Source organism: Paenibacillus sp. UNC499MF (assembly GCF_900107975.1).
Classification (GTDB): Bacteria; Bacillota; Bacilli; order Paenibacillales; family NBRC-103111; genus Paenibacillus_F.
This window is the reverse complement of record NZ_FNVF01000004.1, coordinates 76,947-100,275: the sequence shown is the minus strand read 5'-3', so window position 1 is coordinate 100,275 and position 23,329 is coordinate 76,947. Positions and strand designations below refer to the sequence as shown.

Below are 23,329 nucleotides of genomic sequence, written 5' to 3'. Positions count from 1 at the left end.
CCATTTATTTCTTGAAAGGATAAAATGTTGTACCGGCAAAAATGTTATTTGAACAAGCGTCAAAGAGCCGCTATGATGGACACAGCATAGAATCCGGAAAAGAGCTGTTTGACCAAAACTCCATCAACAAACGAGGGATCGGACCATGAAACTTCAATTGCTGTACCAGGACTACCTGAATTTAAAATTCAACAGGAAATTACCGCCCGTACTAACGGGAGGCTTCGAATACGGTTTATGTGAAGATGAGAGTATAGAGCTGTTTTTGGCAGGCCGGGAGAGTCTGCCATTCAGCGAATGGATCTCTGAATTACAGCCGAGAGATCCCAATTACACGGCTAACCCGGACTGGAAGCCTGTGCTCTCGACGGCTTTTGCACAGTTGGATGTATACGAAGAACTGATCTTCTATTACCTGCTGTTTACGGTTAACACGACAACGTCAATTGTTAAGGTTAACGCGTACAACGAAATGAATGATTTTATGAAAAACTATTGTTTTTTCCAGTTATCCCAATTGAACGATATCACCGCACTAAGCACAGAACAGCGGGCTCAGCTTAGGGACTTCTTTTTCTTTTTCTACCTTTATTGTCACCCGGTTAACGAGGAAACCCTCTATTCCTTTTCATTCCTTGGGCACAATTTGGTTCATACCAGGACCGGCATTAGCGTGGAACGCTATTTTTCAAACTATCATGACTACTACAGCGAAAATTTCGACAAGTATAAGGACCAAATGGACCTGGCCCCCCATGAAATCCAAACGTGCAAAAATGTCACCCTGGAGCTGTTAAGTGCAATCGAGGGTAAATCCAGGCTGGCGATGCCGCACAAAGAAGGGTTAGAGGATATCCTGCAGGGGATCAATAACGTCGATTGGCTGATCCATAGGTATGCGCAAAATAAAGCCGAGCTGTTTAACGTGATGGCGGACTTTCTCTCTGACCACCACTCCAGCTCTTATCGCGACCATTGTTTCAAAACGCTGCTTCAGAATTATGTCGCGTATATCCTTTATTTTAATTTTGAGGAAATTAACGCCCTGGTAGATTACTTCAAAACTGCCCCTCTATGGTGCGAAAAGATCATCAACGCCATTTTCACCGACACGATCTTTATTCAGAAAATACTGCGGCAGAACCGTATAGACATAGCGGAGTATAGCAATGTAACTGATTTTTTCAACGAGAGAGCAAGGAGTTTTTATTTGTAGGTGGAGACGGAACGAAAAATAACCCCTATACACCCAATTACTTAGCCTGTTATCCATCCGACATTATGGATGTAATTTTGTCCAGTTTCAGCGCTACAAAAATAAAAGGAATCCATGCGTTATAAAAACGCCGGATTCCTGGATAGCGGGGCGGAAAACCCCGCTGCATTCTATGAAATATTTCTCTGATTATTGAAGAAAAGCGGTTTTAAAAATGCCGAGCAAGTACTCAAGCGTCGTCGGATCGCTGTATGTGGACGATTCCGTGTCGATCTCGATGACATGCTTGTTTTTGACAGCCGGGATGTTGTTCCAGGTCGCCGTTTTCATGAACGAATTATCACCCTTGGAGCTTCTGCTCAGAACCAGGAAATCACCGGCGTAATCGCCAAGCACCTCAGATGATAGCGTATAATAGCCGGGGCCCGTTGTTTCGGCTTTGACCTTCTCCGGCATGCCCAGTCCCATCGCCTGATAAAGCACTTCGGTTCCCCGCGCCCATTTGTCGCCGAATACATAGAAACTCTTCGAGTCCGTCTCTATAACGGACACGGACACCTTGTCCCCGAACTTCGCCTTGATCTCCTTGCCTGCCTCGGCGGCCCGCTGTTTGAAGCCGTCGATCCAGGTCTGGGTTTCCTTCTCCTTGTTCAGCAGCTTTCCGATTTCCAATTGCTGGTTCAGATAATCCAGCTTTCCCCATGTATACGCGACGGTTGGTGCGATCTCTTTGAGCTTGTCTATATTTTTGGTCTCGGTACCGGTAATAATGAGGTCCGGATCCAGCTCGATAATCTTTTCCAGATTGTCCGGCGATACGACCTTTACGCCCGACAGCTTGCCGGTGAACAACGGGTTCTTGTTCGTCCATTCGTCGACACCCACCAGCGTACCGTTAAGCGAAAGCACGTTCGGCGCATTCGTCAGTGCGACGATTCGCTTGGGATTGGCCGGAACCTCTATGGGACCGGTCTCGGACTGGTATGTCTTTGTACCGGCATTCGATTTGGACGCCGTGTCGGAGTTCGCTGCGGAATTGGCCGTTTGACCCGCATTTGATGAGGCGGAGCCCGCCTGATTGTCGTTAGCGGCTTTGTTTCCGCACGCGCTAATTACAGTCAGCAGCAGCAGAAACAACGGAAGGAGGAGCTTTTTCTTCATGTTTTATTTATCCCCTTATAATGATAATGATTATCAATCTCACATGAAGTTACTTTATCTTTTCTTTTTCTCGTTGTCAATAGGAAATGCTCTTGTAATCTGGTTAATCTCCGGCCATAGTTTCTGACAGCCAGACGGGATGCCTTTATGAAAGCGGCTATTAGGTAACGGTTCTTTTGTAATGCCGGAATATCCAACGGTTCGGATAAGCCCCACGTTTCACCAACAATCGTTGTATTATAGATGGAACGATTACATGTAGCTGCCTTATAGTATAAATATAGGACATTTGATTATAAGAAAGGAGCCCGTTGTGGAATGCTAAAGATCAGTGAATTTTCCAAGTTGAGCGGTGTTTCTGTCAAAGCATTAAGATTTTACAATAAGTTGAAACTGCTTGAACCGGCCGCCATAGACTCAAATAACGGCTATCGGTACTATACTCAGAAACAGCTTCTGACCGTTAAGCGCATTACCGCCTTTAAAGAACACGGATTCACGCTGGAGCAAATTAAACACTTCCTGGAAGAGCACCCGATACCCGACGTAAAACTGAAGTTGGTTGATAAAAAGAACGAACTGGAGCGTTCCATCCTGGAAGCGCAGCAGCAGCTGAAAGAAATCAATAACCGCATTACCCGTGTCGAACAAGCGGATACGCGCCAGCAGGAAATGCCGATAATCGTTCGTAACGTACAACCGCAGCTTACGGCTTCTATTCGCGATACGGTTCCACGGACGCACCTATGCCTTCTGCTTGATGAGCTCACCCGGTACGTTAATTCGTACGTGGAGGACGAAGGACGAGATTTGACTGTTTTATGGTACGGTCATGACAACTCGGATACGGATCTGGCCGATCTTGAGGTCGCCTTACCGCTAACAAAGTCTATTCCAAGCAGCGGAAGAGTGAACGTACGCCTTATGCCCGAGTTACAAGCGGCCGCTTCCCTTGTGCACCGCTGCAACCCTTATGACAACTCTTGCCTTGCCGCCGATCAGTTAGTCTCGTGGATCTCGTCTCAAGGTTATATCCAGTCCTGTAAAGAGCCGATCCGCGAAATCTATTTAACCTCGGACAAAGATATTTACGGAAAAATGCGATTGGCAGAATTGCTCATTCCTCTTGAGCTCGGATAAAGTCATTGCATCTCCATGCCTCCTTGGAGGTTCTTTTTTTCTGAATAAGATAGGTTCATCTCCTCTTGACTCTCCCCTTTACGGGAAGGTGTACAGTAGTCCTACCCATCATAAAGGAGTGAGAGCTATGAAACGGCTGGAAGGAAAAATCGCATTGGTCACAGGCGGAAGCCGCGGTATCGGAAAGGGAATTTCGCTGCGGCTTGCGGAAGAGGGCGCTCTGGTGATCGTACACTATGGCAGCCGAAGAGCTGCGGGGGAGGAAGTTGTTCGAGCCATTGAAGCCCGAGGCGGAAGGGCTGTGGCTATAGGAGCCAATCTCGAAACCGTTGCCGGGGTAACGGATTTGGTTCAAGTCATGGAGCAAACGCTCCTTCGCCTAACAGGTCAGAACCGGATCGACATTCTCGTGAATAATGCCGGTATAGGAACTTCCAAAACACTGGAGGAGACCACAGAGGAGGATTTTGACGCGATATTTGCCGTGAATGTAAAAGCGCCGTTTTTCCTCGTCCAGCAGTCCTTGCGGCTTCTTCGAGACGGAGGGCGAATTATCAATATCTCTTCAGGCGTGACGCGAATCGCATATCCCCATATTATGGCGTACAACTTGACGAAAGGTGCCGTAAACACGTTTACCTTGCATCTTGCGAAACTGTTAGGACCCCGTGGGATTACCGTTAACGCCGTGCTCCCCGGAATCGTCGATACGGACGTGAATGCGGAATGGCTGCATACACCGGAGGGCCAGCAGCATGCGGCCGAAATGTCTGCCCTCGGCAGGGTCGGCGAGCCTGCGGATATTGCGGACATCGCGGCTTTCCTCTCTTCATCGGACGCTCGTTGGGTTACCGGACAAATGGTCGATGCCACGGGCGGATCGCATTTATAAGTTCGATCAACAGCTCTTCCAGGCCCCCTACGTTACTTTCAAGTGCTTATGTGATTCCAAAGTGCGTACTTCTCAAACTTCCTCTTCCCTCTCATAATAGCGACTATAAGAAGAAGGAGGAGAGCCCTATGAAACCGGAAGCAGCCTTTTCACGTAAAACCGCTCTTGTCATTGGAGCTAACGGAGTAATCGGACGGAACCTCATCGAGCATTTGATGACGCTCCCCGAGTGGGATATTATCGGAGTTTCCCGGCGCGGCGGAAAGGATACGCCCCGGGTACGGTATGTGGCGGCCGATCTGCTAAATGAGGAGGATACCCGGGATAAGCTGGGCAATCTGACCGAAGTCACTCATATCTTCTATGCCGCTTACCAGGACCGCCCTACATGGGCCGAACTGGTTCCGCCCAACTTGGCCATGCTCGTAAACACGGTTAACGCGATCGAACCGATTGCCCCTAAACTGGAGCATATCAGTCTCATGCAAGGTTACAAGGTGTACGGGGCACACCTCGGTCCCTTCAAGACGCCTGCGCGCGAAACGGATGCCCATCATATGCCGCCGGAGTTCAACGTTGACCAGCAGCAATTCCTTGAGCAGCGGCAGCCGGGCAGCAAGTGGACTTGGTCGGCTCTTCGCCCATCGGTCGTTTGCGGATTTGCCTTGGGCAATCCGATGAATCTCGCCATGGTTATCGCGATTTACGCTTCCATGTCTAAAGAGCTTCATCTGCCGCTCCGTTTTCCAGGTAAGCCGGGCGCCTATAACAGCCTGCTGGAAATGACCGATGCAGGTCTGCTGGCCCGGGCGACGGTATGGGCGGCAACCGATGAACGCTGCGCGAATCAGGCATTTAACATCACGAACGGGGACCTTTTCCGCTGGAATGAGCTTTGGCCGAAGATCGCGGCATTTTTCGGGCTGGAGACAGCTCCACCGCTGCCGATGTCTTTGGAAGTCGTTATGGCGGACAAAGAGGCGCTGTGGAACACCATGGTGGAGAAATACGATTTGGCGGATAACAGCTTCCAAGACGTTTCCTCCTGGCGGTTCGGGGACTTTGTATTCTCCTGGGATTACGACTTTTTTGCCGACGGCACCAAAGCCCGCCGTTTCGGCTTCCACGATTTCATCGATACGGAGAAGATGTTTATGGACATCTTTGAGGACTTCCGTAAGCGTAAAGTAATCCCGTAATCTAGGGATAAATGCATAAAACCGGTTCCTCATGTCCAGGAACCGGTTTTATGTGTCTTTTGTACCTCATATGTCGGATTGCGGCGGTACGAATAATACCTTTCCTCTACCCCCGTACACCTTTTCAATATGCGTATCGCCCCATCTGCACATGAGATGAAGAATATCCTTCAGGCCCCAGCCATAGTCCGTCAACTCGTACTCGACTCTCGGCGGCACTTGGTTATAAGAAATACGGGATACTATCCCGTCCTCCACCAATTCCTTTAACTGCTGGGTCAGCACTTTCTGCGTGACCGCGGGCATCAGCTGCATCAGCTCGCCATTGCGCTTTTTACCGAACGTTAGGTGAAACAGAATGACCGGCTTCCACTTGCCTCCAATCACTTCGAGAGTGGCCTCCACAGCAGTATTGTAGGTTTTATCGGGTTCCTGCATAGCCTTGGATCGCCTCCCAGCGTGTCATAAAATACTTTCCGTTCGCGCCAAGCCTACTGCTTCTTCACGCTTGCTGACCCCGAGCTTCGAGTAGAGAATCGAGCAATAATTGCGGATCGTCCCCTCCGACAAACACATTTTGGCGGCGATCGACTTGTAGCGCAGTCCGTTCGAAAGATGCCTTAAAATCTCCATCTCGCGTTTCGTGAGTCCATACGGATAATGCTCCGGACTTGAGCTGTACTTCTCCAACTGCTCACGCTGACGCTTCATCTCTTCGAATAACCGCGTGGCGATCGATTGGTCGATCCACGTACCTCCGTTATAGATCAGCCTCAAGGCTTCCTTCATCTCCCGCGGATGAATCGACTTCAGCATATAGCCTTCCGCCCCGTGCTCCAGTGCGGTTGCCGCCGGTATGGAGTCCTCAAACGTCGTCATAAGCACAACCTTCATGGCGGGCCAGCGGTGCTTGATCTCAATTAAAGCTTCAAGCCCGTTCATTCCCTGCATCCGGATATCCATGAGCACGACATCCGGCTCGGATTGCTCACAGCATTCTAATGCCGCTTGACCGTTCCCCGCCGTACCCACGACAAGAAAATCGGCGTGCTGGTCAAAAACTTGCTTCAAGCCGTCGGCAATGATCTCCTGATCGTCAACAATCAGCAGCCGGATCATACCTTGTACAGGCTCTGTCTGCAGAGGGATGTTACATATAATGACGGTTCCCTGTTCTACTTGAGAGTGAACGGTCAGTGTTCCATGAAGCAGATCAAGCCGTTCCCGGATACCGTTCAAGCCGAACCCGAAGCGGATGTTTTCCGCTCCAACACCGTTATCTTCAATCTGTAACCGGAGCTGTTGGCTATCGAAATGGAGCTGAACGGATATCGCGGTCGCCTGACCGTGACGAACCGCATTGGTAAGAGACTCTTGCAGACAGCGATATAAACAAAAGTTTATTTTTTGCATCAGGCGAATTTCACTTCCAATTACCCGGAAGCTGACCGCCACTCCGGTTGACTTCATAAACTCATCCGACAATTGCCGCAGCGACTCACCTGACGAAGGGCCCGGCGAAACAGGAGAAAGCTGGTGCAGGTGCTTACGAATATCGTCCAGACTTCGCCGTGCAGCACTGACAAGGGAATCGATCCTCTCAATTTCCGAGTCGGGGACGGACGGTCTCAGCGATTCTACCCCGATGATCATCGAAGTTAACGTATGGCCAATCGTGTCATGAAGCTCATGTGACAACCGATTGCGCTCCTCCATTAAGGTAAGCTCCTCAATCCGTGTAATATGCTGCTCCAGCAGTTGCTTCTGCTCTTGAATAATCCGGGCCTGCTTGTTCGACTGAATTAATACGTTAAACGCGAAACCGATGGCAAAACCAAAGCAGCAGCTGAGGATAAACTCAAACGGGGAGCGGTCGGCTATCCAGCCGTTGATAGCAGGAAAAACGATCCCGACCGGGATTCCCGTCCACACGTACGTCCTCCGGTTGCTGCCTAAGCCGATAATCATGACGAGTAAAGTGAAAGTCCAGAGCAATCCCGGCGCCGCGTAGGCTAAATAAAGATGGAAGACGCCCGCCGCTATGACTTCGGCCCCAAGATACCAGCTTTCTTTTCGGAATCGGATGATTAACGGAAGGACATAGACCACAGAGGCCAGGATGACTACCGTCCAGAACGGCATAACGATCAAGGACGGGTTGATAAATCCGGCGCTTAAGATAACGACCAGCCAGAACGTACGTATCGCAAAAACGATCCAATCGTACCAGAACCACTTTTTTATGATGGGCAACACCGATTATATGCACCTGCTTTTATTTTTTGTGGGGGACCATTCCGAGTGTAACTCAAATTTATCATGCCTCATGCTTTCCCGCTTCGTCAAGAAAAGGACAGTTAGAAGAATAGTAATGTCCGGACGAGCACGTCACATCAGACAATTGACAGTTTGTCATAACGAAAATGTGACACGCCTAAGTACAATGTCATTAAAAATCGGGCGGTTTTGCTGCTATCCGTTTTTACAGGACTCCGGGTAAGGTGAAAACGTAAACGAACACACAACATTCCAAATAACAGGAGCGATGCGAGATGAAATCATTTACTATTCAAAAGGGAATTGCCTTAACTTTGTCCGCGATAGTGGCAGGGACGCTAATCTTCCCTAGTTATGGAAGTGCCCGCACGGCGAATCAAACGCCCGTCCAGCAAGCTATCGATAAAGCTGCCAATACGAAGAACATTCCCGGCGTTATTGTTACCGTAAAGAAGGGCGATGCAAGCTGGTCGTATGCTGCCGGCGAAGCCAATATCGAGAAGAATCATAAATTGGATGCGGATTCCGCTTTCCGGATCGGGAGCACAACGAAGACGTTTGTCGCCACGGTTGCCTTGCAGCTTGCCGGCGAGAAAAAAATCAGCCTCGATGATACGGTCGAGAAATGGCTGCCGGGTGTCGTGCAGGGCAATGGGCATGACGGCAATAAAGTGACGATCCGCCAGCTGCTAAATCATACGAGCGGAATTCCGGACTATTTGGACGGATCGCTCAAGGATAGTTTGCTTGCAAATCCGGATCAAAATTTCACAGCCGAACAATTAATAGCCCGCTCTTTAGCGATGAAGCCGGTAACAGGCTTCCAGTATTCGAACACGAACACAGCCCTTGTGGGGCTCATTATCAAGAAGGTCACCGGAGATACGTATGCCGAGCAGATCAAGAAACGAATTATTGAGCCGCTTAAGCTTAAAGAAACATTTTTGCCTGGCAGCTCGGCAGATATTCCGAAAAAAAATGCCCGGGGCTACCTGAACACCGGAGACAAATTAGTGGATATTACTTGGCTTAATCCGTCTTTCACCAATGCCGCCGGGGAAATGATCTCGACCGGGGAAGATTTGACGACATTTTTCCGTGCCTTATTGAGCGGAAAGCTGCTGACGCCGGAAATGCAGAAGGAAATGCTAACCACAGTCGACAGCCCGCTTGGGAATTACGGACTTGGCTTGCATGAAACAAAGCTGCCGAATGGCGTCAGCGTATGGGGACACGGCGGCGGAATTCCCGGATTTACCAATTTTGCAGGCGGAACAGCGGACGGCCAACATGTCATCTCGATCAATTTCAATGTGCTGGGCGGTGCGGAAACCCATATCAACGATATTTTGACACCTGAATTCGCTGTAGAAACCAAGGGAGACCTGACGGAGGAGGAGAAGAAAAAAAAGCAACGCGATGAAGTCAAACTTGTCGTGGATCAAGTGGTAACCAACAAGAACATTCCGAGTGTAACGGCAGGCGGACTTAAGGATGGAGAACGCTGGTCTTATGCCAAAGGCACAGCCAGCTTGGAGGTGCCGCGCCCGGTCCGGCCAGACTTTTCATTCCGCATAGGAAGTATCACGAAGACGTTCACCGCTACGGTCGTCTTACAGCTGGCCGAAGAAAAGCAATTAAACTTGGATGACTCGGTCGAAAAATGGCTGCCGGGTGTCGTACAAGGCAACGGATATGACGGCAATAAAATTACGATTCGTCAGTTATTGAATCATACGAGCGGGCTTGCGAACTACACCGATTTGGATATGCGGGACATTGTCCTGCCTCAAAATCCATTCCGCTATTACAGCGTGGATGAACTCATAGGCAAGTCACTTGCAAAACCGCCTGTATTCGCGCCGGGAGAGGGCTGGAGCTATTCCAACATTAATACCGTGCTGGCCGGTCAAATTATCCGGAAAGTAACCGGGGATACGTATGCGGAGCAGATCAGAAAACGGATCATCGAACCGCTTGGGCTGAAGGGGACCTTCGTTACGGAAGCCAATACCCAGATTCCCGGTAATCACGCCAGGGGATACAACATGGACAGGTCGGGCCATTTGTATGATATGACGGATGTAAATCAATCCTGGGCAAATGCAGCCGGAGATATGGTTTCGACAATCGATGACCTGACCACCTTTTTCAGCGCCCTTTTAGGCGGAAAGCTCCTTAATAAGGAGATGATGGACCAGATGCTCACAACAGTAGACAGCCCAATCGGTAAAGTCGGACTAGGCGTATATGAAGAGAAAACACCGGACGGGCAATCTTATTGGGGACATGCCGGAGGCACTTTCGGATTTGAGTCGAGAGCCGGCGGCCCTCTGGGCGGGGATCACATTTTGGTAACGGTTATCAACGCGGTTGGTCCGGATGTTATCACGGGCAGGGACAAAATATTCAACAAGGAATTTAGCCGTTAATTTAAAATCCGGCATCGTACCCTTTGTTCGAGGGCGATGCCGGTTTTTTCGTCTGAGCTTAATGCTTATCGAATTCCACTCCGTATTTATCGAAGATGGTCTTGTACTTATTTTCGAATATGGTCCATCGACTTTCCGCTCCGTATTTTTCATGCAATGCCTTCAAATAACGTTTAGCCGCTGCCGCATCGTCGGATTTCAACAGCAAATGAAAGCTCTCTTCGCCCAGATGCAGAAACGGACCCGCCATATAATAATCTGCAATGGATCTCGCACTCGTCATCGTCTCATAGAAATGAATAACTTCTTCCAATCCGCTTAGCAGCGTTTTTCTCAAATCATCCATATTCGTATCGGGAGTGATTGCGAATCGGTCCGGCACAGCCCGGGCAATTTCCCCGATTCTTGCTCTGAAGTGACAATCCGTTTCCTGAGGCGTCGTCACAATCTCTTTCGATTGGATCTGCGCTAACTCCGCCGAATAAATGCCGCAATTCACATAGAACATGACATTGTCCGCCGCATTTCCGGACGATTTTTGGAAATTGATTATGTAGATGAGACCTTCTGTTGTTTTACTGAAAGTCAAACTCTTCTTTGCGAAGCCATGCTTAGCAAGGAACGGCTTTACATCGTGCTTAATCAGATCTTTAAAGAGCTGCTGCAACATGATCCCTCCTTAGAAGATTGCTATACAAGTGAGATGATATTGACCATTTAATATACCTTTATGTATCACTGGAATCTTATTGAATTCGACATAATTAATGCCAAAAATTCTTCAAGAGTATTTGCCGCTTTTTCAACTTCTTCGAATTCGGGTTCACACCCATGTACAATAGCACCTTTATCGTTTGTTAAATCAATCGCATAGAAGGAATATCCACCATCAACGGACATAACTATGGGCAAGTAACTATGCCACCACGTAGTTATTTCCGATTTCCAGTTACTATCATCCATTGCCGCTTCTAAACTGAGCAACTCAACTTCATTCCATTTAAAAGCACCATCCGAGCTATTGTTGAACTCATCCTCACAAATAAACCAAGTCTTCTCATCGGGTGTCACACATTTATCAACCACACTTAAAAAATCCAAATATTCCTTTGGGATTTCTTTGTATCTAGTTATAATGCTGCTATCTAAATTTAATGGAGATCCGGATTTTTCGGTTATATCCCAACCGTTTTCTTTAGCCCAACTAATAAATTCGCCGATTTTTTTATTCATGTTCATCACCTTCCAACCGTTTTCTAACCACTTCCTTTACCTTCTAATACCACACGTAGTTACAAGGAAGCAACATTAATAATTCCATCCTTTGTCGACTAACCCTTATTTCCCCTCTCACGTGTTGAACTTCCTTGTTATACGAAACTCAAAAAAGCCGCGATGTACGCGGCATTAAATGAGATAGATTATAAATTAAAACGTGTTATAGATATTTTCACATTCTCCCGCGGTCGGTTCATAAAAACAGTGCTTCTTCCATCGTCCTGCGAGCGGCTGATTATACCAAGTCGGCGGACATGGTCCGGGATTTTCGAACGTTCCCGGACGGAAATACCACAGGGAGAATTTCCCCGGCCAATTCCGCTCCCCGTTCACAGCCCGCCGCGCCAGACGGCGTTCCCTGTCTCTTGCTTTTTGATAGTACAAACCGTGCTGCAATGCTTCGAACGCATGCGCCTGGTTGATCATTTGGGGAATGGTCCGGATGCCTTTAAAATCGGAGCAATTCGCTCTGATCCGGTTAATGCCGACATTTCCGACAAGGAGCATGCCCTTTTCGCCTTCGGTCTCAGCTTCGGCTCGAAGCAACCTCGCCAACATATCAACATCCTGGTCTCTGGCTTTTACGACTGCCATTCGGCTCACCTCTTTAGATTTCTAGACTCATCATATTGCAGGTGAAGCGGATGTGTTCCTTTGGGCAGGCCATTTAATAAAATGAACAAGTCTGGCAGCAAGATCCGTTTAAACTCAACGATTACAGGTGTGATATAATAAGCCCTAACGGATGAATTTAGAGAACAGGTGTGTGGACCGATGGAAATAAAGCCGGAACCTCCAGCCAAAGTAAAACAACCGCTATACCTTACCGTATACAATGAACTTTTCAATAAAATCATGAACGGTGTGTTCCCCTCCAACAGTCAATTGCCTACTGAACCTGAACTTGCCAAAATGTTCGACGTAAGCAGAATGACGTTAAGACAGGCATTAGCTCTCTTGCAGGATGACGGGCTGGTAAAAAGTATTCACGGTAAAGGAAACTTTGTTACCCAATCTCGGATGGTGCAGAGAAACGACGGGCTGGATAAAATCGGAAACCCTATTTATAAGTGCCATACAGAAGACATTGACCATGTCGACATCCAGTTCAGACTGGACTTGGAAAGTGACTACACCAAAGAGGTCCTGAAAAGGAAAGCCACGGCCGTGGTAGCCGTTGAGCGCTGGTATATGAGTAAAGGACAGGCGGTGGCTTTCGGCTTTACCTTTATGGCAATTGAGGCCGTTACCGAACTGAACCTGGACCTCCAAAATGAAAAGCAGCTGTTGGACATGCTGGAGAATAAAGTATATGAGTTGGCTAATTCCGCAACGGTGGAGGTCAAACATTCCACGGTGATGAATACCTCCTCTCAAAAATTTGAACTTAATGCCTCCGAGGGGTGTGACTTGCTGCTGGAAAGTCTGTATGTAAATGAACAATACCCTATCGTATACAATAAATATTATATTCCTAAAGAATTTAGCCGGATTGTGATCAACGCTTCGAGGAAATAGGACGTATCCAACTGCAGGGCAGTGGTTTCTCCATAAAGGAGAGATCACTGCCCTTTTTGCATAACAGACTCCCTAAAGAATAGAATATTCGAAATTTATCCAGAAAAAATAAGTTGATAAAAGAATGCGATGTATGGTACTTTATCTGTGTACAAATTAGACAACTTAATATACAACTATACCATTTTGTAAAGAAAGGGAGATTTAAAATGAGTATATCCCCTAAAGAAACGCCGCATATCCAACCTGGAGGAGCGGAGATCGCCGAGACGATTCTATTGCCGGGCGATCCCTTAAGAGCGAAGTTTATTGCAGAGAACTTTTTGGAGAATGTCGTCCAGTTCAATGAAGTCCGCGGTATGCTGGGCTACACGGGAACTTTCAAGGGCAGAAAAATATCCGTGATGGGAACCGGAATGGGAACTCCAAGCATGAGCCTGTATTCATGGGAGCTGATTCATGTATTCGGTGTTAAGAATCTCATCCGAATCGGTTCCGCCGGGGCGATTCAAGATCATTTGAACCTGTATGACATCGTTTTCGCAATGGGTTCTGCAACCGATTCCAATTATGGACACCAGTACAATCTTCCCGGTCACTATTCGATTACGGCCTCATTTGAGCTGTTGGAAAAAGCCAAGAAAATAGCGGATGCGCAGGGACAGAAGGTTCATGTAGGCAATGTGCTCTCCAGTGACATCTTCTATAATGCGGACCCAACGGCGCTGAAGAAATGGAGTGAAATGGGCATTCTATGCGCCGAGATGGAATCCGCCGGCTTGTATATGAACGCGGCTCATGCGGGCGTTAACGCACTCTGCATCTTGACGATCAGCGATCATATTTTCAGACATGAATCCACGACGCCTGAAGAGAGACAGACAGCTTTCACTAAAATGATGGAAATTGCACTGGAACTTGCTTAATCCTTCCATCCCAAGAAAGGAATGTGGCTAATGGCTGCAATAACTGAACAAACACCGCAAACTACCCCATCCTTTCACGCGAAAAGGGCTGTGCCTGTCATTTTGCTCTTTTTCGTTTTTGCCTTGATCGTCGATAACTCATTCAAGCTGGTTTCGGTAGCTATAGCCGAAGATCTGGGAATCTCGGCGGCTGCGGTCAGCTGGCAAGCCTCATTGGCCGGACTTGTGATTGGAATCGGCGCTGTCATCTATGCCTCTTTGGCGGACACGATCAGTATCAGAAAGCTGCTAAGTGCAGGGATTATCTTAATCTGCATCGGCTCTGTTATCGGTTTTATTTTTCAACACTCTTATCTGCTCGTTATTATTGCCCGTTTGATCCAGACAGCAGGGCTGGCCGCGGCTGAAACTTTATATGTGATCTATGTAACGAAACACCTGCCCAAAGAGGAGCAGAAAAAGTTCCTCGGACTCAGCACAAGCAGCTATTCGCTTTCTCTTGTTATCGGTTCCATTACGGGAGGTTACGTGTCCACCTATTTAAATTGGTCCACGTTATTCTTAATCCCGCTGCTGTCCTTAATCCTGCTTCCCTTCATTCTTAAATATTTGCCGAAGGAACAATCCCGGAAGAGTCATGTTGATTTTATCGGACTGCTTCTAATATCCGCCATTACTACTTCAGTCATGATGTATTTAACGGATTTCAACTGGATTTTTATTGTGATTTTCATAGCCGCAGCCGCACTATTTCTTGGCTATATCAGCAAGAGCAAGAAGTCGTTTATCGGAATTTCCTTTTTCCAAAATAAACGATTTGCGGCGGTTCTTGCCATCGCCTTTGTGATTTATTCCGTTCAACTGGGCTACATCTTTATTTTCCCGTTCCTGCTTCAGAAAATGTATAATCTCCAGCTCGACACGATCTCACTGCTGCTGATACCCGGTTATGTAACGGCGATACTGGTCGGATCTCTGTCAGGAAAAATAGCAAAAGTATTGACCAATAAGCAAGCGGTTTCCATCGCTATGATCATTATCGTATGCAGCCTGGCTTTACCCGGCCTTATCGGAGGCTCAGTTCTTGTATATGTTCTCTCCATGCTGCTGTTCTCGGGGTCCTTCGCTTTCATGTACGCGCCTATGCTGGATTCGTGTATCCGCTCCATTCCCGTAGAAAGATCGGGAACCGCCATCGGGTTCTATAACCTGGTGTTGAATGTGGCCGTTTCCATCGGCATCACCTACACCGCGTCCCTCATGGATGCAGTCTCTTTCGGAACGGTGTTATGGATCCTTGCTGCAATTACCTTGTTCGCTCTATTGATGTATGGGCTGCTTGTAGGCCGGCTCACGGAGTCTAAGTAAGTAACATACCTTTAGCTTAAAAAGTCAAAACACCTCCTTTTGGGAGGTGTTTTGGGCGTTTTAGGTATCTCCTGCGCTCATGAAGTCGCTCTCCTTGAACGGTTCTTCTTAAACGTTCTTCTTGAGGAAACGAAAAGCATGTTCCCTAGAGCTGCAAGGCTTAAACTCTGCTTAAGCATCATATTAGTCGAAACGTAATAGACGCCAGAGTTCCCGAAGCGGATGCTTCTACTCCGCCGCTTCCGCCAGCCATACCTGCATAGCCTGAGAGTCCGCCCGGTTCAGACGCAGGGCGATTTCAGTATTGATCTCATCCGGCGGCATGACTTCGACAAGGACGCATACTGACTCCCGCGGTTGATTCAAGGCAAACACGCCTTCATCATCGAGCATTTTCATCGCCATTTCCATGGCCTTCAGCCTCAAATCAAACTCGCGGTTCCCCTCGTCATTTGCAAGATCCCCAAGGATAGGACGCTCCATAAATCGTTGTTTAACGTGATCGAAGTTCTCATCCCCGAAACAACAATAGGGCGAATCGGCATAGGACCATTTGATGAGTTCCGCAATCGTCGATCCCGGTGTGCCACTTTCGTCTCCTTGTCTGGCCGATTCCATTTCCAAAGCTTCCCACGACCAGGCAGAGATGCTTGGCGCATGTCCCTCGCCTGTAGTATAGAGCGTACAGTAATAATAACGTTCACCATTTTCAAAAAGAGCGCGAAAAGACGTTCTGGCAGCATCGGCGATCTCTATCGCCAGCCTCTCTATTTCTTGCATCGGCTTCATGAAAGGCCCTCCTTTCCGTTGGTCGATCAGCTCAAGCCGTCTTCTAGTTGCGCCAGCCTTATTTCGCCTTCAATCGAGCCAAGATCGCCCGGGCGCGGCGGATCTCAAATCCAGCCGGCGGCAGCGCGCAGCTTCCAGCCTGCTTATCATTTATTTAAGAACGCTCGTCAATCAGCCGTTCCAGAAACTCCGCAAACGTGGAAGCATACTTGTCGATCATATCATTCATAAGATCATAACACATGATCGGAAATTCTCCCTGTTCATCTCTAGTAGACGTATCAAAATAGTAAAGCTCGTCGCTATCCGGCACGAACAAGTCCAGTCTGTGGGGAAACCGGTCTACCCACCACTCCTCGGCTTTATTCAGTCTATGGATGTAAAGAAGGTCGCCGTCATAGTCCTCTCTGTATTCCGGAGGAGCGATCGTTAGAATATTCCCGCCACTTAACCGGGCATTACCGTAATGAACCAGCCACCAGCGATAAGATGGCGGCAGGGGAAATCCTAATTCTTCCTCGACTTCCGCTATCCAGCTCTCTTCCGCACCACGGTTAGGAAACCATTTTAGTGCGGAAGTCGTTTTCAGTTTTTCTGCCAAACGCTCATACATAAGTTCGGTCCTCTCTTCCTATACGAATCATTTGCCTCTTTTATACGCATTAGCCACTTGGACTAGGTACCAGACAGCCACACCCACAAGGGCAGTAAGCACAAGATTTATGCAGCCGAAAACGATCAGCGACTTCGCTTGGCCGGGGCCGATCCGAAAAGCGGCCGCGAACTGGAAGACGGCGGGAAGCAGAAACGCCAGCCAAGAGACCGTTATAAGCTTTTCTGTTCTGAAGCTCCACCATACCGCCGAACATGATGCAACGAGCAATATCCAGGTACAGATAAACTTTAACGCAACCATGATTTCGGCCCCCATCTTCCTTAGTTATACTTAAGTCAACTTAACCGGAAAGCACAGGGATTCCGGAGAAACGAAGCGGCCGCCAAGACTAATCCTTTTATTGATAACCCAATTTTAATAGAGATTGTTGTATTTCCCGGTCTGCTTTACTTTTGAAAGTCGCAAACTCCACTGAAGATAAGGAATTCGGAAGTTTCTGATTGATAAAGGAATCAAAATCGATTGCCGTTTTTAAAAGGCGAAGCTTGTGCAGCACAGGCAGTCGCTCCAATCCCGTCAAGCGAGACAAGCCTTTACAATTCCGGATAGACAGCTCCTCCAGTGCCTTCATTTCCTGATCAAAGCTGATTTCTTGCAGTTGGATCTGATCCTCAATAACCAGCCTATTCAGCGCTTGAAAGGCCGTAATATTGGTCAGGTCATGAAAACCGCGGACTCTAACGATCTCCAGATCCCCGATTTCATTCTCTTCAATTTCCTGAATATGCTCCCGGCCTCCAAGCAAAATGCGAAGGTGCTTCAGCTTCCTCAGCCGGTTAATAAAATGTAACGGCAGTTTGCTGATCGAATGCAGCGCGAGATAATTCAAATCCTCCAGATAACCGATGGCATCAAGGTTTTTAACCTTGCCCCCTACATGCAGCTCTTCCAGACAAGAGAATTCTTTAAAATATTGCAGGTTAAGGGTCTTTTTATCGAAGATAACGTTTAAAATTTTAAGAGAACGCAGCGTATCCATCCCGAGAATTTCCGAATTCTCCAGCTCGTATATCTCCAAACTTAAACTGGACAGGTTGTCCAGCTTGGCCAATGCTTCTGTGTTATGTGCCTGAACGAGACTATTAAGCTGCAGCATTTTGACATGAGGAATCCGCAAGAGAGTATGGCAATCGAAAGACAGAGAATAGTGGGCGTAGAAACGTACTCCGAAATCCTCATTCCAGCGCGCGCAGAGCTCATCCACTTCTTCCAGGATGGAGCCATAAAAATCCGGGTGAGAGAACTGGACAATCACTTGGTTGCCGCTGTGCAAGTCCTGCTCGATCTGAACCCGGTCCAGCGCAGCAGGGTTATCGATCAGAATCCTTCTTTTCCATATCTTACGCATTCATAAACCCTCCCTAATTGCCATCGATCACAAGTTCATATTTGCTGAAAATCCACGATTTGCTCAAATCGTAAATCGCATCTTGGCTTATACGCACAGACGGTTTTGTTCCTTCAGAGCATCTTAAAATATATATTTCTCAAATTGTTCTCTGAGAGTTTCTTCGTGCGGTATCCACTCCGAATCACTCCATAAAGACACTCCCACGAGTTCGGACAGCTTATCTACGGCTTGGGCCGGACTCGTAATGCTAATTAAGTCGTCAAAATCCTCATTAGAAATATCCAACGCTTTCCGCAGGTAGTCATCATTCATGCGCTCTTCTTTCAGTTGTTCATATTCTTCCCTCGTCCACTGCTCACAAAAGATTCTTTCACCCACTATCTCTCCATTCTCGAAAATCGACAACTCGAATATTTCCTCATTCATGTATGAGGCGGTCATTACCGGCCCCTCGATAAGCTGGGACAACGCTTTGCCGGCCTTCTTCACCGTACCCCATACAAAATAGTCGTGGAGCACGCTGATCCAGTTCTCGTTGCTTTTGCTTATATACATGACATCTTTGGTCGCTTGAGCCTCATTATTTCGTTTGCCTAAAACATGGCCATGCGCTTTGCTCAGCTCTCTTAATGCTTCGACAGTCTTCTCAAGGTTTCCCGACTTGATATGCAAATTTGCAAATGATCTTCCCACGTGACGGCCTCCTCGAATGGTCTTTCCCGCTAGTTCTTGTTCATATCCTACGGTGCTATCTATGTCTCTTATTTCCATTATGGTTAGCGCTTTCCCTACTGCCCGGTTATCGTATAGACGTTAGAGGAGCCTACCGGCGCCGCATTGAAATAAGCGTTATTCTGAACGGCTCCGGGGAACTTAACCCCGTATGTAATCCCGCCTCCGCCGTCCTTGACACCTGTAATTTCAACCACGCTTGGAATCGGAATATCAAGCGCCACCGGGCTGTGCATGATAGTTATGTTCGATTGAAGAATATTGCCGTCTACCTTCACCGTAACGACATCGCCGTCTTCCGCGGCGAAATCCCAGATCAGCATGCGGCCTGTCGTCGTATTTTTCTTCATCTCAATGTTGAAATCCCTGGCTTCGAGTCCCGCCGAATCATCGGCCGCGACCAGTTGGATACCCGCCTTCATCCCTTTACCGATACCATTCGATTGAACATCTTTTATACTGCCGTTTGGACCTTGGAAATACATGAACATCCCAAACGTGATAAGCGCCGTAATTCCGATCCAAAATCGTTGCTTATTTCCTTTTTTTCCGTTAGAAGATGACTTACGATTGTCTGACGCCCCTGTAAATTCCTTAGGGACATCCTCATTTTCCGTTTGCCGAAGCTCATATGGGTCGGGCTCGTTTGACTTCGGTCTTTGCTCATCTTGTCGGTGATCTGTCAATTTCCTTCTCCTCACTATTCCTTATATCGATTTGTCCGCCGAACAACCGGGTATTTCCAGTACAGCAGAGACATGCATAATCGGATAGCCGTAATCGCAAGCAGCAGAAGCGTAATGGCCCATCCTTTGGAATAAAGCCCCTCGTCCGCCCATTTGTTGAGAATGATAACTCCTACCGATAGAGCGAAGCTGGTATAAATGAGCATTTGCAAGGCTGGAAGCAAGATCGTAATTTTACGATAGGGGATACCTAAAAATTTGACCCTCATGGTCAAATAAATAAAAAAAGCGAAAAGGCTAAGTACGATCACACCGCCACCAGCGACCGGAACCTCGTTTACCAGAATATTATTTAGATCGGCATATATCATGAAAGGCATGAGAAACGTAAGGAAAATAACCCCGATCATGAGGGGATGAAAAAATAAGAGAGCAAGCAGCCATTTCAGGACATTCATTCCATCACCCCGTCTTTCCTTGAAAGTCTTCAGGCATCAATGCGGACAATTCCTCGGCTGTGGCATCGGCCTTCATGCTCATACGCAAGGCGTGGCCTCGAATCGCTTTCTCGACCAAATTGCGAACAAGCCGTCCATTGCCTGCGGTCCTATCTCCTTCATAGGTCTCCAAAATGGAGAGCAGCGCGGCTTCCGCTTCAGGGACGATCACATACCCTTGCGCCTTTACCAGGAGACGGGCAATTTGCAGCATTTCTCCGGCTGTATAGTCGGGGAAAGTAATCATATTGGGAAACCTGGAGCGGAGCCCCGCATTGCGGTTCAAGAAACGCTCCATATCTTCGTCGTAGCCGGCCAATATCACGATGAGCCTGTCCCGGTAATCGTCCATGGCCTTGACTAGCGTATCGATCGCTTCCTGTCCGAATTGATCCCCTTCCGCCAGAGCGTAAGCCTCATCCACAAACAGGATTCCGCCCAGAGCGCGCTCGATAACTTCTTTCGTCTTGAGCGCGGTTTGCCCCACATAACCGGCAACCAGGCCGGAACGATCCGTCTCTACCAGCGTGTCGGCCTTGGTCACGCCCAATTCTTTAAATCGCTGGGCCAAAATACGGGCAATGGTCGTTTTGCCGGTTCCCGGATTTCCCTTAAACACCATATGAAGGGCTTGAGCGGAAGCCTTGGGCAGCCCCAACTCTTCACGGCGCTTGGCCACCTCAATTTGAGCCGATAGGCTTCTCACAAATTCCTTAACGGAGGACAGACCGACAACGTCGTCGAGCGCTCCAAGCGCACTCGCCTGCTTCACCGCAAGGTCAACAGGTACCGACAATCCAAAATCCTCTACAGTCAGCTCATTTAACCGATCCGCCGCAATATCGGGGTGATCGGCCAATCGTTCCGCTTGCTTGCGTATCGCTCCCTCCAGCGTATTACGGACGAGCCGGCCGTTGCCCCCGTCCTTTCTGCCCGGGATTTGCTTCCCGTTAAAATAGGGTTCGAGTAAACCCGCTACACCCGGAGCTAAGCTGAAGCCACGCGCCTTCACCATAATCGAAGCGATTTGCTGCATTTCCCCTGCCGTATAATCGGGAAACTCGATTTGCAGCGGGAAGCGCGAGGACAGACCCGGATTTACTTGAACAAACCGCTGCATATCTTCCGTGTATCCCGCCAAAATGACAACTAGGTTGTCTTTATGCAGCTCGATAAGACGAACCAAGGAATCGATCGCTTCTTTACCGAAGCCCCCGCCCTGCACGCCATCCTGCGCAAGCGCATAGGCTTCGTCGATGAAGAGCACGCCGCCGAGAGCAGATTCGACAACCAGCTTGGTCTTATTGGCCGTCTGGCCGACGTATTCCGCTACCAGATCGGACCGGTCCACCTCAACGAGGTGTCCTTTTTTCAAATAGCCCATGGACCGGAGCATCCCTGCCACCAGCCGCGCCATCGTCGTCTTGCCCGTACCGGGATTCCCCGAAAAAATCATGTTGAGAGTCTGCCCGGTGTCGACATGAATCCCGGCTTCCTTCCGCCTTCGATCAACAATAAGCTGTTTCTCTAACGTTCGGACGAATAGTTTGACCTTCTCCAATCCGACAATTCCGGCGAGCTCATTCTCGATATTAAAGGCTTCCTTCTCCCCGATCCCGAAGTCTGCCCCGGTCAATACTTGCAAGTCTGCAGCTGCAGCTGCCCCTGACATCAGCTCTCTAAGCCGGGTCGCCTGCTTGCGGACCGCCTCCTCGAACAAATTGCGGACAAGCCGGCCGTTGCCGCTGTCGTTGCGGCCGGGGATTTGCCGTTGATCGAACAGCTCGATTAAACCCTCGTAAGCGTCCTCTTCTATCCGGAAACCGTTCTTGCTCGCCATCTGAATCATAATGTCCAGCATATCTGCCGCCTTGTAATCCGGGAATTCCACGATGAATGGAAATCTGGAGCGCAAACCCGGATTCGACCGCAGAAAAGTCTCCATCTCCTGGGTATACCCTGCCAGCACGACAACAAGCTGATCCCGGTGGTCCTCCATCGCCTTGACAATCGTGTCGATCGCTTCGATGCCGAACGTATCGTGGTCGTGACGGGCGAGCGTGTATGCCTCGTCGATGAACAATACGCCTCCCAAGGCCTCATTGACTTGTGCCATCGTTTTCGGAGCGGTAGAGCCCACATATTGTCCGACAAGATCCTGTCTTGTCACTTCGATCAATTGACCTTGCGGCAGTAAACCGAGCGCCTTCAGAATGCGTCCGATCAAGCGGGCGACCGTCGTTTTACCGGTTCCCGGATTCCCGGTAAACACCATGTGAAGCGACATTGCCACAGAGCCCTCGCCTTCCCTGGCCCTCAGCCGGTTAACCTGGACCGTTTCCATCAGCTCGTAGACGAACTTTTTAACAGGTTCCAGACCCGTTAGCGCATTTAATTCCTCCAAAACATCGTCAATCGACTCCTGACGAACGAAAGATACGGCTTTGATCGGGATTTCAAACGAATTCGACGCCACAACAAAAGAACCGTTCTTGAAATGGATTCGTACACTCTCATTGCCACGAATCTCATTACGGGCCCGCAGACCAGATAATATGGGGATGAGCTCCTTATCAATCCAGTGCTGCACAGCCTCGCCGAACGTTTTATTGGCTGCGGCTATATCGGCCAGCGCCTCATACGTGGAAGGATGGACGGCAATCTTTGTCTGCATATCCCTTGACAGATCTTCTATCGCTTTCCCGAGTAAGATCTCGGCGATCTGCTTCATCGTCTCCCGCTCTATCGGTGACGATATTGCCGATGCAAGGACAGTTTGTAAGATAGACACGGGGAGAAGCTTTGCCAGCACGGCCGGAACTTGCCCATATTCGCTTTCTCTCTCTGCATGTTCATCGACATAGAACACGATGAAATAATCGGCGGCGCTGATGCGAACCCCTTCTTTGGTTCGGAAGCTGCCTTCCCCGGCAAGCTTGGCGATTAGGCTGATAAAAGCCGGGTCAGCCCCTTTGATCCCGCGGAACAACACCGTGCCCTCGGAATGCTGGAAAGCCTCCGCCATATCACTGATAAAATTTCCTGATAGTTCATCGGCCTCATAACGCTGTAAATCAATTTCCGAAAGATGTGGCCCGGATGTTAGTCCGCGTGCATATATCTCCCGAACCAGCCATTCCAAAGCTGTTTTTTTGCCCGTTCCCGGGGCCCCGGCCAGTAGGATCACGTTC

22 protein-coding genes are annotated in these 23,329 nt (G+C 48.6%); 8 read left to right on the top strand and 14 right to left on the bottom strand.

Annotation, left to right across the window (positions count from 1 at the left end; all coding sequences use genetic code 11):
• The first annotated feature begins 145 nt into the window (after positions 1-145).
• A complete protein-coding gene (locus tag C4S74_RS11255) occupies positions 146-1,216 on the top strand; it encodes a hypothetical protein (RefSeq protein WP_103995427.1) in 1,071 nt (356 codons plus the stop codon).
• Positions 1,217-1,405: 189 nt separating this feature from the next.
• Here the strand turns inward: C4S74_RS11255 and C4S74_RS11250 are convergent, their stop codons facing one another.
• Entirely contained in the window at positions 1,406-2,377 is a 972-nt protein-coding gene (locus C4S74_RS11250; RefSeq protein ID WP_103995426.1) for an iron-hydroxamate ABC transporter substrate-binding protein, read from the bottom strand.
• A 318-nt stretch (positions 2,378-2,695) separates the two neighbouring features.
• On the opposite strand from C4S74_RS11250, the gene C4S74_RS11245 reads away from it, so the two are divergent.
• The 3 genes from C4S74_RS11245 (at position 2,696) to C4S74_RS11235 (ending at position 5,608) form a co-directional block, all read left to right on the top strand.
• Positions 2,696-3,517: a MerR family transcriptional regulator gene (locus tag C4S74_RS11245; protein WP_103995425.1), complete on the top strand. Its 822-nt coding sequence runs from the start codon at positions 2,696-2,698 to the stop codon at positions 3,515-3,517.
• A gap of 127 nt (positions 3,518-3,644) precedes the next feature.
• The gene (locus C4S74_RS11240) at positions 3,645-4,409 is read left to right on the top strand and encodes an SDR family oxidoreductase (RefSeq protein ID WP_103995424.1); all 765 of its coding nucleotides are present in this window, start codon (positions 3,645-3,647) and stop codon (positions 4,407-4,409) included.
• A 128-nt stretch (positions 4,410-4,537) separates the two neighbouring features.
• Positions 4,538-5,608, top strand: a complete 1,071-nt coding sequence (locus C4S74_RS11235) for an SDR family oxidoreductase (protein WP_103995423.1) — start codon at positions 4,538-4,540, stop codon at positions 5,606-5,608.
• 66 nt (positions 5,609-5,674) lie between these two features.
• Here C4S74_RS11235 and C4S74_RS11230 read toward each other — a convergent pair whose 3' ends face one another.
• Entirely contained in the window at positions 5,675-6,046 is a 372-nt protein-coding gene (locus tag C4S74_RS11230; RefSeq protein WP_103995422.1) for a helix-turn-helix domain-containing protein, read from the bottom strand.
• 24 nt (positions 6,047-6,070) lie between these two features.
• Complete coding sequence (locus C4S74_RS11225; protein WP_103995421.1) at positions 6,071-7,864, bottom strand: hybrid sensor histidine kinase/response regulator transcription factor; 1,794 nt, start codon at positions 7,862-7,864, stop codon at positions 6,071-6,073.
• A 296-nt stretch (positions 7,865-8,160) separates the two neighbouring features.
• Here C4S74_RS11225 and C4S74_RS11220 point away from each other — a divergent pair, with 296 nt between their 5' ends.
• Positions 8,161-10,317: a serine hydrolase gene (locus C4S74_RS11220; RefSeq protein WP_103995420.1), complete on the top strand. Its 2,157-nt coding sequence runs from the start codon at positions 8,161-8,163 to the stop codon at positions 10,315-10,317.
• Between the two features lie 58 nt (positions 10,318-10,375).
• On the opposite strand, the gene C4S74_RS11215 is transcribed toward C4S74_RS11220, so the two are convergent.
• From C4S74_RS11215 to C4S74_RS11205, 3 genes are all read right to left on the bottom strand, one after another.
• Positions 10,376-10,987, bottom strand: a complete 612-nt coding sequence (locus C4S74_RS11215) for a DUF4304 domain-containing protein (RefSeq protein WP_103995419.1) — start codon at positions 10,985-10,987, stop codon at positions 10,376-10,378.
• 65 nt (positions 10,988-11,052) lie between these two features.
• Complete coding sequence (locus tag C4S74_RS11210) at positions 11,053-11,550, bottom strand: SMI1/KNR4 family protein (protein ID WP_103995418.1); 498 nt, start codon at positions 11,548-11,550, stop codon at positions 11,053-11,055.
• Positions 11,551-11,745: 195 nt separating this feature from the next.
• Complete coding sequence (locus C4S74_RS11205; protein ID WP_103995417.1) at positions 11,746-12,189, bottom strand: cell wall hydrolase; 444 nt, start codon at positions 12,187-12,189, stop codon at positions 11,746-11,748.
• A gap of 180 nt (positions 12,190-12,369) precedes the next feature.
• On the opposite strand from C4S74_RS11205, the gene C4S74_RS11200 reads away from it, so the two are divergent.
• The 3 genes from C4S74_RS11200 to C4S74_RS11190 all read left to right on the top strand — a co-directional run bounded on the left by C4S74_RS11200 (position 12,370) and on the right by C4S74_RS11190 (position 15,407).
• The gene (locus C4S74_RS11200) at positions 12,370-13,113 is read left to right on the top strand and encodes a GntR family transcriptional regulator (RefSeq protein WP_103995416.1); all 744 of its coding nucleotides are present in this window, start codon (positions 12,370-12,372) and stop codon (positions 13,111-13,113) included.
• A 209-nt stretch (positions 13,114-13,322) separates the two neighbouring features.
• Complete coding sequence (gene deoD, locus C4S74_RS11195; RefSeq protein WP_103995415.1) at positions 13,323-14,039, top strand: purine-nucleoside phosphorylase; 717 nt, start codon at positions 13,323-13,325, stop codon at positions 14,037-14,039.
• A gap of 30 nt (positions 14,040-14,069) precedes the next feature.
• On the top strand, positions 14,070-15,407 hold the full coding sequence (locus tag C4S74_RS11190) for an MFS transporter (RefSeq protein WP_103995414.1): 1,338 nt from the start codon (positions 14,070-14,072) through the stop codon (positions 15,405-15,407).
• 228 nt (positions 15,408-15,635) lie between these two features.
• Here C4S74_RS11190 and C4S74_RS11185 read toward each other — a convergent pair whose 3' ends face one another.
• The 8 genes from C4S74_RS11185 to C4S74_RS11150 all read right to left on the bottom strand — a co-directional run bounded on the left by C4S74_RS11185 (position 15,636) and on the right by C4S74_RS11150 (position 23,163).
• The gene (locus C4S74_RS11185) at positions 15,636-16,196 is read right to left on the bottom strand and encodes a DUF4303 domain-containing protein (RefSeq protein WP_103995413.1); all 561 of its coding nucleotides are present in this window, start codon (positions 16,194-16,196) and stop codon (positions 15,636-15,638) included.
• Between the two features lie 154 nt (positions 16,197-16,350).
• Positions 16,351-16,809, bottom strand: coding sequence for an SMI1/KNR4 family protein (locus tag C4S74_RS11180; RefSeq protein ID WP_103995412.1), 459 nt, complete (start codon positions 16,807-16,809; stop codon positions 16,351-16,353).
• 27 nt (positions 16,810-16,836) lie between these two features.
• Positions 16,837-17,112 (bottom strand): hypothetical protein, encoded by a 276-nt coding sequence (locus tag C4S74_RS11175; protein WP_146065493.1) that lies wholly within the window; start codon positions 17,110-17,112, stop codon positions 16,837-16,839.
• A gap of 97 nt (positions 17,113-17,209) precedes the next feature.
• Positions 17,210-18,220 carry a hypothetical protein gene (locus C4S74_RS11170; RefSeq protein WP_103995410.1) on the bottom strand — a complete coding sequence of 337 codons (1,011 nt, stop codon included), beginning with the start codon at positions 18,218-18,220 and terminating at the stop codon, positions 17,210-17,212.
• 123 nt (positions 18,221-18,343) lie between these two features.
• Entirely contained in the window at positions 18,344-18,916 is a 573-nt protein-coding gene (locus tag C4S74_RS11165; RefSeq protein ID WP_103995409.1) for a hypothetical protein, read from the bottom strand.
• A 95-nt stretch (positions 18,917-19,011) separates the two neighbouring features.
• Positions 19,012-19,440, bottom strand: coding sequence for a hypothetical protein (locus tag C4S74_RS11160; RefSeq protein WP_258042458.1), 429 nt, complete (start codon positions 19,438-19,440; stop codon positions 19,012-19,014).
• Between the two features lie 215 nt (positions 19,441-19,655).
• The gene (locus C4S74_RS11155; RefSeq protein WP_103995407.1) at positions 19,656-20,099 is read right to left on the bottom strand and encodes a hypothetical protein; all 444 of its coding nucleotides are present in this window, start codon (positions 20,097-20,099) and stop codon (positions 19,656-19,658) included.
• Between the two features lie 4 nt (positions 20,100-20,103).
• Positions 20,104-23,163: an AAA family ATPase gene (locus C4S74_RS11150; protein WP_258042457.1), complete on the bottom strand. Its 3,060-nt coding sequence runs from the start codon at positions 23,161-23,163 to the stop codon at positions 20,104-20,106.
• Between the last annotated feature and the right edge of the window lie 166 nt (positions 23,164-23,329).